Raw genomic sequence first — 16,680 nt, forward strand, 5'->3', positions numbered from 1 at the left:
AGCTATTTTTTTGTGACACAAGTCTCAATTTAAGAAATTTGTATGATATGTTTTTATATTTAAATGATAGGATTCACAGTGTCACCAATTTATGTCAACTGTTCCGCTATAGTTAGACATAGTGTAATGAAACTGTCAGATACCCTAATCCGGAGATTATTATGAAACTTAACAAATTATTTTTGTCCAGTTTATGTGTTGCATTACCGATTTTTACGCTCTCATCTAACGCATTTGCAGCAAAAATCACCTTAAAGCTAGCACATAACCTTGAGCAATCTCACGTCGTCCATCAAGCCTTATCCGAAATGGCGAAAGAAGTGCAAAAAAAATCAAACGGAGAATTAAAAATTCGCATCTATCCAAGCGGTCAAATGGGTGGTCCGCGAGAAACTATCGAGTTAATTCAAAATGATGCGTTAGATATGACGAAAGCCAGTGCCAGTGAAATGGAGTCTTTCGTGAAGGAATTTTCTGTATTCAGCTGCCCATATTTATTCGACGATGAAAACCACTTCAAGAAAGTCTTATTCGGCGACATAGGTAAGACCCTTGCGGATAAAACCCAAAAGAGCGGTTTTAATATTATTGCATCTTATGTCGCCGGTACTCGCAGTTTCTATGCGAAAAAACCTATTCGCTCGCCGGTAGATATGAAGGGGTTAAAAATTCGTGTCGTTTCTACACCAACAACCAATAAAATGATTGAATTATTGGGAGCCTCTCCCGCACCTATTCCATTCGGTGAAGTCTACACCGCATTACAACAAGGAGTGATCGATGGCGCGGAAAATAATATTCCCTCTTACTATCAGACTAGACACGTTGAAGTAGCAAAATTCTATATAGAAGATCAGCATACCAGCGTACCTGACTATCTGATTATTTCCTCTAAAACTTGGGCTAAATTGGATGATAACCAGAAAAAAATCTTAGCGGAGGCGGCTAAAAATTCCGAAATTTATCAGCAAAAACTATGGGATGAAGAAACAGCTCGTTCTCGTGCAGAAGCAGAAAAAGTCGGTGCTACCTTTATTCAGGTGGATAAACAACCGTTCCGTAATGCACTGCAACCGCTATATTCTGAATTTGCCAAGAATCCAGAGTTGGAAAAAATTATTGATGCCATCAAAGCACAGGGAAAATAATACGCTTACCTCCTTATCACATACGATAAGGAGGGTTCAACACAATTGTTTTAATTATTTGGGGTGAATCAATGCTATTAGAGAAATTAAAAAAACCGGTTGATACGTTTATTTCAACCTTTTCCATCATTGTAATGGTTCTTCTGGTAATTTGTGTCACATGGCAGGTTTTTAGCCGCTATGTCCTACAAATACCGAGTACCATAACTGATGAAGTTGCCCGCTTCAGTATGATTTGGGTCGGCTTATTAGGAGCAGCTTATACTGTCGGACTGCAAAAACATTTATCCATCGACTTATTTACACACAATCTAACTCACCGTAAAAAAGCCATTAGTAATATTTTCATTAACATTTGTATTTTCGCTTTTTCACTTGGCGTTATGGTATTCGGCGGCTTCACTCTGATTACCAATGTTTATAACTCCGGTCAGATTTCCCCGTCAATGCAAATTCCGATGGCTTATATTTATGTCGCACTACCGCTCAGCGGTATTTTAATGCTGTTTTACAGCACATTATTTCTAATAGAAAATATCTCGGCTTTAAAGGAGAATAAATAATGGAATGGCTACTTAACTGGGAATGGTTTGTTCCTTTGCTGATGTTTTCATCTTTTTTCATATTGGTCTTTCTCGGCGTACCAATTTCATTTTCTATTGGTATCGCGACTATTTTAGCCGCCTCTTTTATGCTGCCGTTTAAGACAACCATGATCGTCTCCGGACAAAAAATCGCTACAGGACTGGATAGTTTTTCGTTACTCGCCATTCCATTCTTCATTCTTGCTGGCTCATTGATGAACAGCGGCGGTATTGCCACTCGTCTGATTAATTTCTCCCAAGTATTGGTTGGTCGTATTCCCGGCTCCTTGGGCCATGTTAACGTCATGGCGAATATGATGTTCGGCTCTATTTCCGGTTCTGCCGTTGCCGCAGCGGCCGCCGTAGGCGGTACAATGGCACCATTGCAAAAGAAAGCTGGTTACGATCCGGCATATTCTGCAGCGATTAACGTGACTTCCTGTATCAGCGGGCTTTTAATCCCTCCCTCTAACGTAATGATCGTATATGCCCTAACCGCCGGAGGTATTTCTGTTGCCACTCTCTTTATGGCCGGCTATATTCCGGGCCTTATGATGGGTCTCGGGATCATGATCGTTAACTATGTTATTGCGAAAAAACGTAACTATCCCGTATCGGAGAAGCCGACACTGGCATTAATCATTAAATACGCACTGGAAGCCATTCCAAGCCTGTTAATGGTGGTTGTGGTTATCGGTGGAATCTTGGGCGGCATATTTACCGCAACCGAAGCCTCTGCCATTGCGGTAGTCTATACCTTTGTATTATCTGTGATTATTTACCGTGAAATTAGATTGTCACAATTACCGAAAATTATCCTGGACTCCGTGGTAACTACTGCAATCGTCCTCTTTCTGATCGGCGTATCCGTTGCAATGTCTTGGGCAATGACCAATGCTGATATTCCTTACATGGTGAACGAATTACTGATTAGTGTATCCGACAACCTTATCGTTATTTTACTGATTATCAATGTACTGTTATTACTTATCGGCGTATTCATGGATATGACACCGGCCGTGCTAATCTTTACCCCGATTTTCTTACCTATCGTAAACGAACTAGGCATGGATCCAGTACACTTCGGAATAATGATGATTTTCAACCTCTGTATCGGATTATGTACTCCGCCGGTAGGTAGCGCCTTATTCGTCGGCTGTTCCGTTTCCGGAGTAAAATTACAGGATTTAATTAAACCGATGCTACCGTTTTTTGCGGTTTTACTCATTACATTATTTCTAGTAACCTACATACCACAACTGTCATTATTCCTACCAAAATTACTAGGTATATGATAACTCTGAAAGATTGCCGTTATCTATTACAAGATATCGGCAATTACGCATATAATATTCTTACAATTCAATCAGGCTATGTTACAATTCAGACATTAATTATCCAGTAAGTACAATCTATGAAATTAACGGACAATCAACGCCTTTATCAACAATTAGCTCAAAAACTCAAAAACAGAATCACGACCGGAGTATATAAAGTAGGTGAAAAACTTCCTGCCGAACGTTTTATTTCAGAGGAAATGAACGTCAGTCGTACAGTTGTGCGCGAGGCGATTATCATGCTGGAGGTAGAAGGTTTTGTTGAAGTAAAAAAAGGCTCCGGCATCCATGTTATTTCCTCTACAGCTAAAAATGCGTTAAGCACAGATAAAAACAGAGGATTGGAATTTTCAGAATGCGGTCCATTCGAATTACTACAAGCCCGCCAACTTATTGAAAGTATTGTCGTAGAATTTGCCGCGACGCAAGCAACTAAAGAAGATATTATCGAAATTATGGAAATTCAAAAAAGCGCCCGTGAAGAAGATCATTTCCGTGACTCACAGTGGGATTTGAAATTCCATACTAAAATTGCCCAAATTACCCGCAACAGCGCATTAATTACTATTGTACAGGAAATGTGGCGTCAACGCGTATTAAATCCATACTGGCGCAAATTACACGAACATATTGACGCTCGCTCTATCGACAGCTGGTGTGACGAACATGATGAAATTCTGCAAGCATTAATGAATAAAGATCCGCATGCGGCAAAAATGGCAATGTGGAAACATCTCGAGAATACTAAACAAATGTTGTTTAATGGCGCTAATGATGATTTTGAAATCAGTATAGATAAATATCGTTTTTCAGAAAATCCCGTGATTCATCTGACAGACAGTATTTCATCACTGAACAAATAGCCTACATATAAACACGGATACCCGTCCGGTAAGACATACACGGACGGGTTAGCACTTCTTACAATTACCCCACAACCTCAACATACTCTCCGCGCACAATCAGATCTTTGATCCGATGTGCTTCGGACAGTACCTGCGCTAATAAGGCCTGTACGTTTTCCAGCGTGGCGATAGGGCTAAGTGTGGTCATTTTTAACGCCTGTACCCTCCCCACTTTAGTCACGCCGATATTCGCTTCGCCGCGGGCGAAAAGTTCATCTGCGACATGCTGGTTCAAGGCGTCCAGCAGATCCGCCGGGTATCCCTGTGGTACTACTCGGAATAATACGGACGCAAATTGCGGTTGAACCAGCAGCTCCAGTTCGTCTGCAGCATGAATATAATCCGCCACGGCACGGGTTAATTTAACACCGTGATCAATCATTGAGCCATACAATTCCTCGCCCAGCGCTTCAAGGCTGAACCACAGTTTCAGCGCATCGAAACGGCGCGTGGTTTGCAACGATTTAGAGACTAAATTCGGTACGCCGTGCTGTTCGTCATATTCTGAATTAAGATAATCCGCCTTATAGTCGATAAAACGGTAATTCGCCGCATCTTTTAATAAAAATGCGCCGCAGGAAATAGTTTGGAAAAACTGTTTATGAAAATCCAGTGTCACCGAATCAGCCAATGCCAGACCGTCCAGCCAGTGCCGATATTCGTTCGATAACAACAAGGCGCCGCCCCAAGCCGCATCCACATGCAGCCAAGCATCATATTGATCCGCCAACGCCCGTATTTCCCTCAGCGGATCAATCGCACCGGCATCGGTCGTACCTGCAGTTGCGACGATACAAGCAATAATATTGCCCTGTGCAGTCAAGGTCGCCAATTGTTGTGCCAATGCCTGCATATCCATTTGCGCATTGGCATTGCAAGGAATCGTAACCACAGATTGAAACCCCATCCCCAGCATCGCCATATTTTTCTGTACGGAAAAATGGGCGTTTTCCGAACAAATCACTTTTACCTTACGCAGTGCTTCAGCTGGCATCCCATCCTGCTGCACCGACCATGCCTTGCCTTCAGCATTTTTCCAATGTTTAGCAATACAGGCATCGCGCGCCAACAATACCCCCATTAAATTCGATTGCGTACCGCCGGAGGTAAATACCCCGGCATCTCCGGCGGCATAACCTACTTTCTGTCGCAGCCATTCGATTAAGCGCACTTCCATTAACGAGCCAGCCGGACTCTGATCCCAAGAGTCCATGGATTGATTAGTTGCGTTAATCAAAACCTCTGCGATTTGGCTGCTGACCATCGTTGGGCAATGCAAATGCGCCAGTGAATGCGGATGATGTACCTTTAAACTGTTATGTAAAAATAATTCGACTAGCCGCTGTAAGGATTGCTGAAGTCCTAAACCCTGCTTGGTGGGATTAAACGCAATTTCCGCACGCAGCTGTTTAACGCTGCCGCCGGTGTACATTTTCTCATTTTTAAGCCAATTTCCGACCGCACTTACCGCCTCCGCCATGGCGGATTGATAATCTGCCACGGATTGCGGATCGTTGCATAACAGCGCCTGTTTATGTTTGGCAAAATCGACCATGTTTTCTTTCCTCAAATAAAGCCTAAATAGCGCAAACGGCGCTCGGTAAAAGACAAGCGCCGTCGCACGGAAATTAACCCCGAACCGAGTTTAACGCATCCGTCACGGAAGCGGCGAAACGGGCGATCATTGCTTCGCATTCGCTCTGCGTGATAATCAACGGGCACAGAATACGCACCACATTACCGCCGCGTCCGCCACGTTCCAGTAATAATTTATTGTTAAAACAGGCCTTCTGAATTGCCGCAGCCAGTTCGCTGTCTGCCGGATATGCGCCGAGGCGATCTGCCGCGCGGCGCTCATCCACGATTTCAATACCAATCATTAAACCGCGCCCGCGTACATTACCGATACAAGGGAATTCGTGTGCCAGTTGTCTCAGTGCGGTTTGCAAAAACTCACCGCGCTCACGGGCATTCTGCGCCAGATTTTGTTCGCGCATGATTTTTAGCGATACATAACCGGTTGCCATCGCCAGTTGATTACCACGGAAAGTGCCCGTATGTCCGGCAGGTTGCCAAGCATCGAATTCTTTTTTAATCGCCAATACCGCCAGCGGTAAACTGCCACCGACCGCTTTAGACATCACTACAATATCCGGTTCGATTCCCGCATGTTCAAAGGCGAACATTTTACCCGAGCGACAAAAGCCCGCCTGCACTTCGTCTAGAATCAGAACAATGCCGTGCTTACGGGTAACCTCACGGATTTTTTGCAACCATTTTACCGGGGCGACAACCACACCGCCTTCACCTTGAATCGCTTCCAAAATTACGGCCGCCGGTTTCACCACACCGCTTTCCACATCTTCAATAAAATTCTCGAAATAATAGGTTAACGCCTCTACTCCCGCCTCTCCACCGATTCCAAGTGGACAGCGATATTCATGCGGATACGGCATAAACTGCACGCCCGCCATTAAGTTCTGCACCGCATTTTTAGCGCCTAAATTGCCGGTTATCGACAATGCGCCGTGTGTCATACCGTGATACCCGCCGGAAAACGCAATCACGTTACCGCGACCGGTATAGGTTTTCGCCAGTTTGATCGCCGCTTCCGTACTGTCAGCGCCGGAAGGACCGCAGAATTGGAGGCGATAGGCGTCTTTCGGGAAAAACGATAATAATTCCGCCGTAAACGCATCTTTTAACGGCGTGGTTAAATCAAGGGTATGCAACGGCAAACCGCTGCTTAAAACGTCGTGAATGGCTTGAATCACCGCCGGGTGATTGTGTCCAAGCGCCAGTGTTCCTGCACCTGCTAAACAGTCGAGGTAATCATTGCCCTCAACATCAGTGACCCAGCAGCCTTGTGCCTTTGCAATCGCTAACGGCAGTTTGCGCGGATAACTGCGAACATTAGATTCCATCTCGTTCTGACGAGTTAAATAATATTCATTGGTCGCATGCTTGATTGGATTTACAGGAGTGATTGTCATTATTAAAACATACCTTCTCTATGAGGTTAAAAAAATAAGTCGGGTGCCTTGCGGGAAGCCTAAGCTTTCTTATTCTTGAAAATAAGATGCCATGGGGCATTTGACTCGCTACTTATTAAAAAAAGCGTTGCAGCTTTTTTACATTTTCCGGAACGGAAAGATCGGACTTATCACGCGGGTTTATCGGCGCGGATAAGGTCGGCATATAGTACTCTGTTTAATCAGAAAGGAAAGCGGTTTTTCACGGTTAAACCGTATTATCAGCAAAAAAAGGGGAACAGTTTATGTTCCCCGTAAAATTCTTCGCTGGTAATCAGCCCTTTTTACGCACGCTATTAACCGCACTGAGCAATGTCTGCACCTCAGGGTCGGCAAATATCTGCGCAACATCCGCTGTTAATCGACGGCGCCAGTTGGCATACTGGGTGCTGGTGCCAGGGATATTGACCGGCTCGCTCATATCCAGCCAGTCTTCTGGCTGTAAACCGAACAGCGCACTGCTTACATTCGCCACGTAGCGCTGTAACCGGTGATTGAAGGTTTTGCTAACGGCGGAAGATAAGGTTTCGTCAATACCGTCTTCAACCTCAATATGATTTTCTTTTAAGCGCGCAAGGATTTTCGCTTTGGCATTAATGCGATCCTGTTTTAAGATTGCCAGCACTTTCGGATTCGGATACACGCCGAATTGCTGCCCCAGTTCGAAATCATAACCGCGCCAGTAACCGTTGATTGTTGGCAAATCATGAGTGCTCAGCGTCGTCATCGCCTGATACGGATAATCCTGCAAGTTACGACTTTGCCCCTGTTGGTCAAATTCAAAGTAGAAAATTTTATAAGACAAAATACCGGCGTTTTTCAGCTTACTGACGATTTCTTTCGGCACGGTACCCAGATCTTCGCCGATAATCAGGCTTTTATGACGCTGACTTTCCAATGCCAGAATGGCGATCAGATCGTCCACCGGGTAACGCACATAGGCTCCGTTTACGGCGCTGTCGCCTTTTGGAATCCACCATAAGCGCAACAGCGACATAATATGGTCAATACGCAGTGCGCCACAGTTTTTCATATTGGCACGCACCAGCTCAATAAACGGTTGATACGCCAGCTGTTTCAGCACATGCGGATTCATCGGCACCAATCCCCAGTTCTGCCCCTGTGGTCCGAGAATATCCGGCGGCGCACCGACGGAGGCGTCTAGACAGTAAAGATTTTTATCGCACCAAGTTTCCGCACCACTGCCGGTAACGCCGACCGCTAAATCACGATACATGCCGATAGTCATTTGATTGGCTTTACAGATTTCATTACATTCAGCAAGTTGCTGATCGGCGCAAAACTGTAGCCAAGCATAGAACAGTACTTCATTGGCGTATTTTTTACGGAATTTTTGTACCGCCTCGGCATGGTAATCCCGATATTCTTCCGCCCAAAAATCCCAGCCCCATTGTTCGCTGAAATGGTTGCTCAGATACTGATGCAGCGCATCAAAGGTCGCCTGTACCTGCAAACTTTCACCGCCTTGCTGCACAAATTGCTCAAACGCCTGCTGACGAAGTGCGGTCGGATTTTGCTGAAAATAATCGAATGCCAGCGCCAACCCCTGCAATTTTAACTGCATGACCTGCGGATAATTTATCCAACAATCCGACCGCACTTTAGCTAATTTCTGCTGCACTTCCGCGCTATTAAACCATTGCTGTGCGATATCGCTTTGTTGAAATTCAGGCAACTGATTAATATCAATATAAATAATGTTCAGCCATTGCCGTGAAGATGGGCTGTACGGACTGGCGGAATCAGGATTTGCCGGGAACAGCGCATGAATCGGGTTCAGCCCGATAAAATCCGCCTGATAAGGCTGCATATTGTGCAAAAATGCCTTCAAATCTCCAAAATCGCCCACACCCCAGTTTTGTTCGGATTTCAGCGTATAAAGCTGAAGAAAAGAACCCCACAGTTTTTTCCCCTGCGCCAGTTCAGCGGGCTGATAACAGCGGGTCGGCGCAATAATAATCCGGCATTGATACGTTTTGTTTTGGGTTTTCAACACCAAATTATGATAGCCCAGCGGCAAATCACGCGGTAACTCAATGCCGTTGCGTTTGATTTTGCCCTCAATCACCTGTGATGAGTTTTCCAGTTGTAGCTGCCAGCTGCCCCGTAAAGGATGTTTTTTATCGGCATGCTTCAGCGGCAAAAAGTGCGGTCGGTTTTGGTAGAAGATTTTTACTTCCGGTAACGGCGTGGTTCGCGCCGATAAGTTGCCGTGAAAGGTGTTAAGCAGTCGTTGCTTGATCTGATGCGGCGCTCGTTTCTTTAATCCGCGTTCATCAAAGAAATACGGCATAATACCCGCTTGATCAAATTTTTTTTGTTGTTTTGCTGCAATACTCATTGCTAACTCCTTAATTAAACGGCTCTTTTCATAAGGTATGAAAAGAAAATCAATTAGGTTGTAAATTTGAAAAGCTCCCTCCGCGCGGGAGGGAGAAAACTACTAGAGAATAAACGTCGTTATAATTTATCGTTCGTTGCTTAAAACGCCCTATTTTTTCAACCAGATACGTGCTTGATAATCACGAATCGAACGGTCGGAACTGAACATACCTAAGCGCGCGGTATTTAAGATTGCACTACGCAGCCAAGCGTCCCTATCCAAATAAGCCCGTCCGATGCGCTGTTGCGCCTGACGATAGCTGTCGAAATCGGCGAAGACCAAGAACGGATCGCGCTCAAGCAGGCTTTCCAGCATCAAATTAAAGGTGGCTTTGTCACCATTTGAGGCTTTACCTTTCGCCAAGAAGTCCACCGCATTTTTCAATACCGCGTCGTTCTTATAATAATCTTTCGGTTTATAACCTTTCGCCAGTAATTCGCGCACGCTTTCAACGGTATGACCGAACAGGAAGATATTTTCCTCACCCACCATATCGGCAATTTCCACATTGGCGCCGTCCAGCGTACCTAAGGTCAACGCACCGTTTAACGCCAGTTTCATATTACCGGTACCGGAGGCTTCTTTACCCGCCATAGAAATTTGTTCGGACACATCCGCCGCCGGAATGATTTTTTCCGCCAAAGAGACGCGGTAATCCGGTAAAAATGCCACCTGTAGCTTATCTTTTACCTGTTTATCATTATTAATAATGTCGGCAACGTTATTGATCGCATGAATAATATTTTTCGCCAAATAATAACCCGGCGCCGCTTTACCGGCAAACACAAACAAACGCGGGGTATAATCCTGATTTGGATTATCTTTCAGCGATTGATAGGTAGCAATAATGTTCAGCAGATTTAAATGCTGGCGTTTATATTCATGGAAACGTTTAATCTGAATGTCAAACACCGCATCCGGATTAACCGTAAAGCCCAAACTGCGTTCGATTTCGTCCGCCAGCACGGATTTGTTCACCTGTTTAATCCGGCGATATTCTTCACGGAAACCGGCATCGTCTACATACTCTTCCACGCCGCGCAGCAATTCCAGATCTTTGGTCCAGTCCGCTTTTAAGGTGCGATCCAGTAAATCGCTTAACTGCGGGTTGGCTTGACGAATCCAGCGACGCGGTGTAATCCCGTTGGTCACGTTGCAGAATTTGCTCGGGAACAGTTTGTTATATTCTGGGAATAAATCCGTTACCAGTAAATCGGAGTGAATCTGCGCCACACCGTTGACCGCAAAACAGGTCACGACGCACAAATTCGCCATCCGCACACGATAATCGAACAGGATAGCCAGTTTTTCCCACACGTTGTTGTCTTCACCGAATTCGGCAATCACACGGTTGTGGAAAATATCGTTAATTTTTTCCACAATCTGATAATGGCGTGGCAGCAGGCGTTTAAACAAACGTTGATCCCATTGTTCCAGCGCTTCCGGCAGCAGGGTGTGGTTGGTGTAGGCGAAGGTGTTGGCGCAAATCGACCAAGCCTCGTCCCAAGTTAGTTCGTATTTATCCAGCAACAGACGCATTAATTCCGGAATCGCCAGTGTCGGGTGGGTGTCATTCAGCTGAATTACCTGACGGGTTGCAAAATCCGATAGCTCATAGCCTTCGGCGAAATGGCGTTCCAAAATATCCGCCACCGAGCAGGCGCAATGGAAATATTGCTGCATTAGACGCAGTTTTTGTCCGGCTTTGTGATTATCATTCGGGTACAGAACCTGGGTAAGTGCGGTCGCATTTACAATTGTTTTATCCGCCGTTAAGAATTTGCCGTCGTTAAATTTCGCTAAATCAAAGGATTGATCGCTGTCCGCCTGCCATAAACGCAACGGTTGGATAATGTCATTTTGATAACCGACAATTGGCAAATCAAAGGCTTTGCCCTGAATGGTTAAAGACGGTGTCCATTCATATTTATCCCCGTGGACTAATTTAATTCTACCGCCGAAATGCACATGCTGGGTTTTGGACACGTTATAGCTGTGCCACGGGTAATGATCTCTGTCCCAAGTATCCGCACTTTCTTTCTGTTCGCCCTGTTCGAAAGACTGTTTAAATAAACCGTATTGATAATGCAAGCCGTAACCTGTGGCATTTTGCCCCAATGCCGCCATGGAATCCAGAAAACAAGCGGCTAAACGTCCCAAACCGCCGTTGCCCAGCGCCGGGTCACGTTCCTGTTCCAGTACGTCCACCAGCTCCACCTGAAACTGTGCCAAATAGCTTTTAATCTGTTCATAACAACCTAAATTCATCAGGTTGTTGCCGGTTAAACGACCGATAAGAAACTCCATGGAAAGATAATTGACATGGCGTTCTTCCGTGCCTTTCACCGCCGGTTTGGAATAAACCAGATCCAGTGCACTTTGTGCAATAATCTGATACCATTGTTGTAAAGAGAGTTGTTCCGGCGACTCTACATCGAAATAACGGCAGAATTTTCGCACGCTGCTGTCGAACAACGCCATATCGTTAAGATTGAACTGAGACATAAACACTCCTTTTGGAAATTGACGAATATTAAAATTTCTATGCCTTATTATGAGTAATTGCGGAAAAACAAAATCCTCCCTGCTATAATCTTATGAGTATGATAAACAGGAAGTAATTTAAATGCTAAGGGAGGAGTACCTCCTACTCAAATAAAAAGGATTAATCCAGTATGCTGATTCCGTCAAAATTAATTTGTTCTTATCGGCTGCAAAACAGTGTTGAACGCACAAATTTATTACAATTGCTTGATAAGGCTAAACATTATCCGCTGGTATTAATTAATGGTCCGGCGGGTTATGGCAAAACCACCCTGATCTCGCAATGGTGTGCCAATAAGAAAAACATCGGCTGGTATTCACTGGACGAAAGCGATAATCAAACGGAACGCTTCGCCACCTATTTCTGTGCCGCCTTATACCGAGCAATCAATCAGGAGCTGCCGGATGAAGAAAACATCGCTCGCCAATCGAATCTGGCCTCGTTGCTCAGCCAGCAACTTGTCAATATTTCCACCATTACTGAACATTTCTATCTGATTATTGACGACTATCATTTGATTTATAATGATGAAATTCATGACGCGCTGAAATATTGGATTCGCCACCAACCACAGGCGATGACGCTGATTCTGATTTCCCGCTCCGTCCCGCCGCTGGGCATTGCCGGACTACGTGTGCAGGAACAATTGCTGGAAATCGACGCTCACCAACTGCCGTTTAATCATCAAGAAAGCATTGAATTTTTTCAATCGCGCGTGGAAAAGCAATTAACCGAGCAGGAAATTACCGCACTTTGTGACGAAGTGGAAGGCTGGCCGACCGCGCTGCAATTAATCAGCCTATCTGCCAAACAACAGAAAAAGCCCTTGCAAGATGCGGCAAAGCGGCTGTCCAAAGTAAATAATTTTCATATTAACGATTATCTGAACGATGAAGTGTTAAACCGTGTGGATCCCGCAACTCGGCGATTTATTCTGCAATGTTCCATTCTGCGCTCCATGAACGAAACGCTGGTGCAGGAAGTCACCGGATTAAGTAATAGTCGAGCGAAACTGGAGGCGTTGGAAAAGCAGGGTTTGTTTTTGCAGCAAATGGATTCGGAAGACAACTGGTGGCGCTTTCATCCGCTATTCGCCTCTTTTCTCGCCCATTGCTGTCAAACGGAGCTAAGCGCCGAGCTGCAACAACTGCATCAGCGCGCTGCCCACGCCTGGTTGCAACTGGGTTATGTGACCGAAGCACTTTATCACGCCACGCAACTTGATGATCATCAAGTGTTATTGGATATTCTATCCAATAACGGCTGGAATTTATTTCATCAGGGCGAACTGAAATTACTGGAAGAAAGCCTGTCGCATCTTGATGATGACAACTTCGCCCGCTTTCCGAATTTGATTTTGCTAAAAGCATGGCTGGCGCAAAGTCAGCATCGTCACGCGGAAGTCGGCGGTATTTTTGCCCATTTCGATCGGGTGCTGGCGCAAAATAACGTCCGCCTCAGCAGCGCAGATCAGGCGGAGTTCGACGTTTTACGCGCACAAGTGGCGATCAATCAAGGCGATGAAAACACCGCACTGTCCTTGGCATCCAAGGCGCTGAACACGCTGCCGGATAACGCCTATTATGCGCACATTGTTGCCACTTCAATTATCGGTGAAGCGCATCATGTGCAGGGCAATTTCACCGAAGCGCTAATTATGCTGCAAAAAGCGGAAAAAATGGCGCGCCAATATCATACCTCGCACAATATTCTATGGGCGCTGTTGCAGCAATCGGAAATTTTAATCGCACAGGGGTTCCTGCAAGCCGGCTACGATATGCTGGATAAAGCCACGCTGTTCGTAAAAGAAAACCATCTGCAAAAAGTGCCGATGTACGAATTTCTGCTACGTTTAAAAGGGCAGATTTTATGGGATTGGTATAATCTGGACAAAGCGGAAGCCATGGCGAATGCCGGTATTGCCGTGCTGAATAAGGATGAAGACCGCCTACAATGCCTGGCATTGTTATGCAAAATCTCTATTGTGCGCGGTGATCTGGACAACGCCTCGCGCCTGTTAAAACAGATTACTCAGCTGCAAAATGCGCACCATTACCATTCCGACTGGAACGCCAACGCCGATCAGGTTAAAATCGTTCTGTGGCAAATGACCGAGGATCTGGACGCCGCCGAGGCTTGGCTGATACAAAATCAACGTCCGACCACGGATAAGAACCATTTCAGCCAGGTGCAATGGCGCAATATCGCCCGTGCACAGATTTTATTAGGTCAATACGAACAGGCAAAAGACGTACTTAATCGCTTAATCGGCACCGCGGAAAAACTGAAACTGGTCAGCGATTTAAACCGCGCATTAATTTTACGCAACCGTCTGTATTTTATGCTGGGTGACAAAGAGGCGGCGCAGCAGGATTTAGTGACTGCATTGCATTTAGGGCGCCAGACCAATTTTATCAGCGTTTTCGTGATAGAAGGCGAAAGCATGGCGCAACAAATCCGGCAATTATTGCAAGGCAATATGTTAGACGAACTGGCACAGCATAAAGCACAATTTATTCTGCGCAATATTAACCAGTATTACCGCCATAAATTCGCGCATTTTGATGAACAATTCGTGGCAAAATTATTGGAAAATCCGAAAGTGCCGGAATTGCTGAAAATCAGCCCGTTGACTCAACGAGAATGGCAAGTACTAGGGCTGATTTATTCCGGTTACAGTAATGAACAAATATCCGACGAATTACAGGTCGCCACCACGACGATTAAAACTCATATTCGGAATTTATATCAAAAAATCGGCGTAGCAAACCGTAACGAAGCGATTAGTTATACACGGGATCTGCTAAAACTGATGGGGTACAACTAACCAACAACGCTCACATCACTCAAAAAAGGAAGAGGTAAACACTGCATGAAAGCATCTTATTTATTAACCACAGCCTTTGTCATCGGGCTGATACCGCAAGCGGTACAAGCGGAAGAACAAGAAAACACATGGGTTGACGAACAACATACCGGCGTAAAAACCACCTTGCACAGTTGGGCGAATACTATCGATGGCTGGATAGGCGATCCCGACCCGGATCATCCCGCCAGCGCGAGCTTACGCGTCATGTTGGACAGCCAATGGAATCGCTATGATCATTTTTCAATCAAACCGCGTGTGCGCGGTAAAATTCGTTTACCGACCTTAAAGAAACATCTGAGTTTAGTATTCGGGGATGAAGATCTGGAAAACCAAGCAAGCGACAAAAACCACATCGGCAATGTTTATAACAAGCCGCTAGAAAACAATAAACATTACGACCGCAGTCAAGCGCGTAATGACAATGCCTCCGTCGGTCTGCGCTGGTCGGATAGCATTAAACAATTAGGCATCGACACCGACCTTGATCTCGGCGTACGTTCCGGCGCCGACGTTTACGTGCGCTTTAAAGCCAACAAAGAATGGCAGATTAACGACGAGTTATCCACCCGACTGGAGCAAATTTACCGTTACGGCAGCAACAGTAAACATTATGCGCGCACCAATTTTGAAACCAAATATCAGGATTCGGACAACACCTTTATCGGCAATAGCCTGTATTTGCAATACGAACATGATATTGACGAAGAAATTTCATGGGGCAACAGCATTTATCGCCAGCATGACTTTGCCAATCATAAACGCCTGAACTACGGTATTTTTGTCGGCGGCGATCTGGACGATAAAAAATTCGACATCAATCAATACGGTCCGTTTATCAGCTGGCGCCAGCCAATATGGCGCAACTGGTTATTCATTCAGCCGGAATTGAACTACTACAATGACAGAAATCAGGATCGCAGCCATCATCTCGGCGCTTTCCTTCGTGTGGAAGCGATTTTCTAACATCGAACATCAACATAAAAAGTGCGGTGAAAATAATTGAAATTTCCACCGCACTTTTACCATCAACCTTGAACGGTCAAACGTTCCCAAAAACCGCCGCAAAAAAACGGCGGTTTTTACCTGACAGAGGCAATCGGATTACCATTGATAACCGATACTGCCGCCCCAGTTAACATCATTGCGCGAGTTAATGCCAGCACCGACTTTAATCGAAATCTTATTATTATAAGAATTGCGCGCATAACCTACCGCAACGGCAGACTCGCCTCGATATGAACCGACACCCACAGAGACAATACTGCGACCCGGAGCATTAGGACGTTGCAAGAATCCGATTGCGGTCGCCCCAGCAATACCGGCGCGCAGATCCTTATCAACTTTATCAACATGCTCGCTTAATTTAACTACCGCATGATTGGTTTTATTGATGTCTCTGGACAACTGGTCCAGCTGGGATTTATTCACCGCATCAGTAGCATTTACACCGTTTGCCACGTGAGTAATACGACGTTCGTTACCGCTACTTCCCACCGACACAGTATTATCCTCGCTAGCAACCGAATTAGCGCCAAGCGCAACGGCATTACGCCCGCTCGCTTTTGAGCCTCGCCCGATAGCCGTACTGTTTTGCCCGCTTGCCTGCGCGCCTTGACCAACCGCCGTAGTATTTTCCGCCGTCCCCTGCGCTTTATTACCGAAAGCGGAGGCATTGGTTGCCGACGCCTTAGAATCAACCCCGTAGTTGGTTGTCGAATCATCACCGTCATCTTCGCCTAACACTTTCTCAACAATGGTTTCCGCTTTATTAGCCGAAGAAGCCGCTGCCGTGGCAGAACTTGCAGCCGCACCTGCGGAATTACTTGCTTCTGTGGCAGAACTTGCTGCGGCGGTCG

General features: G+C 45.6%; 11 protein-coding genes. 6 read left to right on the forward strand and 5 right to left on the reverse strand.

Translation table 11 applies throughout. The features are described from left to right. Positions 1-161: 161 nt before the first annotated feature. The 4 genes from BN3349_RS08525 to exuR all read left to right on the forward strand — a co-directional run bounded on the left by BN3349_RS08525 (position 162) and on the right by exuR (position 3,932). Positions 162-1,148, forward strand: a complete 987-nt coding sequence (locus BN3349_RS08525) for a TRAP transporter substrate-binding protein (RefSeq protein WP_040976900.1) — start codon at positions 162-164, stop codon at positions 1,146-1,148. A gap of 71 nt (positions 1,149-1,219) precedes the next feature. Further along, positions 1,220-1,711, forward strand: coding sequence for a TRAP transporter small permease (locus BN3349_RS08530; protein ID WP_040976901.1), 492 nt, complete (start codon positions 1,220-1,222; stop codon positions 1,709-1,711). Beyond that, the gene (locus BN3349_RS08535) at positions 1,711-3,027 is read left to right on the forward strand and encodes a TRAP transporter large permease (RefSeq protein ID WP_040976902.1); all 1,317 of its coding nucleotides are present in this window, start codon (positions 1,711-1,713) and stop codon (positions 3,025-3,027) included. The genes BN3349_RS08530 and BN3349_RS08535 overlap by 1 nt, the downstream gene beginning before the upstream one ends. A gap of 119 nt (positions 3,028-3,146) precedes the next feature. After that, the gene (exuR, locus tag BN3349_RS08540; protein WP_040976903.1) at positions 3,147-3,932 is read left to right on the forward strand and encodes a transcriptional regulator ExuR; all 786 of its coding nucleotides are present in this window, start codon (positions 3,147-3,149) and stop codon (positions 3,930-3,932) included. Between the two features lie 64 nt (positions 3,933-3,996). Here the strand turns inward: exuR and BN3349_RS08545 are convergent, their stop codons facing one another. From BN3349_RS08545 to glgP, 4 genes are all read right to left on the reverse strand, one after another. Continuing rightward, positions 3,997-5,529 carry a pyridoxal phosphate-dependent decarboxylase family protein gene (locus BN3349_RS08545; protein WP_040976904.1) on the reverse strand — a complete coding sequence of 511 codons (1,533 nt, stop codon included), beginning with the start codon at positions 5,527-5,529 and terminating at the stop codon, positions 3,997-3,999. Between the two features lie 73 nt (positions 5,530-5,602). Further along, positions 5,603-6,967 (reverse strand): diaminobutyrate--2-oxoglutarate transaminase, encoded by a 1,365-nt coding sequence (locus BN3349_RS08550; RefSeq protein ID WP_040976905.1) that lies wholly within the window; start codon positions 6,965-6,967, stop codon positions 5,603-5,605. 313 nt (positions 6,968-7,280) lie between these two features. After that, entirely contained in the window at positions 7,281-9,368 is a 2,088-nt protein-coding gene (malQ, locus tag BN3349_RS08555) for a 4-alpha-glucanotransferase (protein ID WP_040976906.1), read from the reverse strand. Between the two features lie 150 nt (positions 9,369-9,518). Beyond that, on the reverse strand, positions 9,519-11,915 hold the full coding sequence (gene glgP, locus BN3349_RS08560) for a glycogen/starch/alpha-glucan family phosphorylase (RefSeq protein WP_040976907.1): 2,397 nt from the start codon (positions 11,913-11,915) through the stop codon (positions 9,519-9,521). Positions 11,916-12,085: 170 nt separating this feature from the next. On the opposite strand from glgP, the gene malT reads away from it, so the two are divergent. Beyond that, positions 12,086-14,782, forward strand: coding sequence for an HTH-type transcriptional regulator MalT (gene malT / locus BN3349_RS08565; RefSeq protein WP_040976908.1), 2,697 nt, complete (start codon positions 12,086-12,088; stop codon positions 14,780-14,782). A 45-nt stretch (positions 14,783-14,827) separates the two neighbouring features. Next, positions 14,828-15,787, forward strand: a complete 960-nt coding sequence (locus BN3349_RS08570; RefSeq protein WP_040976909.1) for a hypothetical protein — start codon at positions 14,828-14,830, stop codon at positions 15,785-15,787. Between the two features lie 138 nt (positions 15,788-15,925). On the opposite strand, the gene BN3349_RS12060 is transcribed toward BN3349_RS08570, so the two are convergent. Then, positions 15,926-16,680: YadA family autotransporter adhesin (locus BN3349_RS12060; RefSeq protein ID WP_052461932.1), on the reverse strand; the 755-nt coding region annotated here is incomplete at its 5' end.

Origin of the sequence: Necropsobacter massiliensis, assembly GCF_000827595.2 — a bacterium.
Lineage (GTDB): Bacteria > Pseudomonadota > Gammaproteobacteria > Enterobacterales > Pasteurellaceae > Necropsobacter > Necropsobacter massiliensis.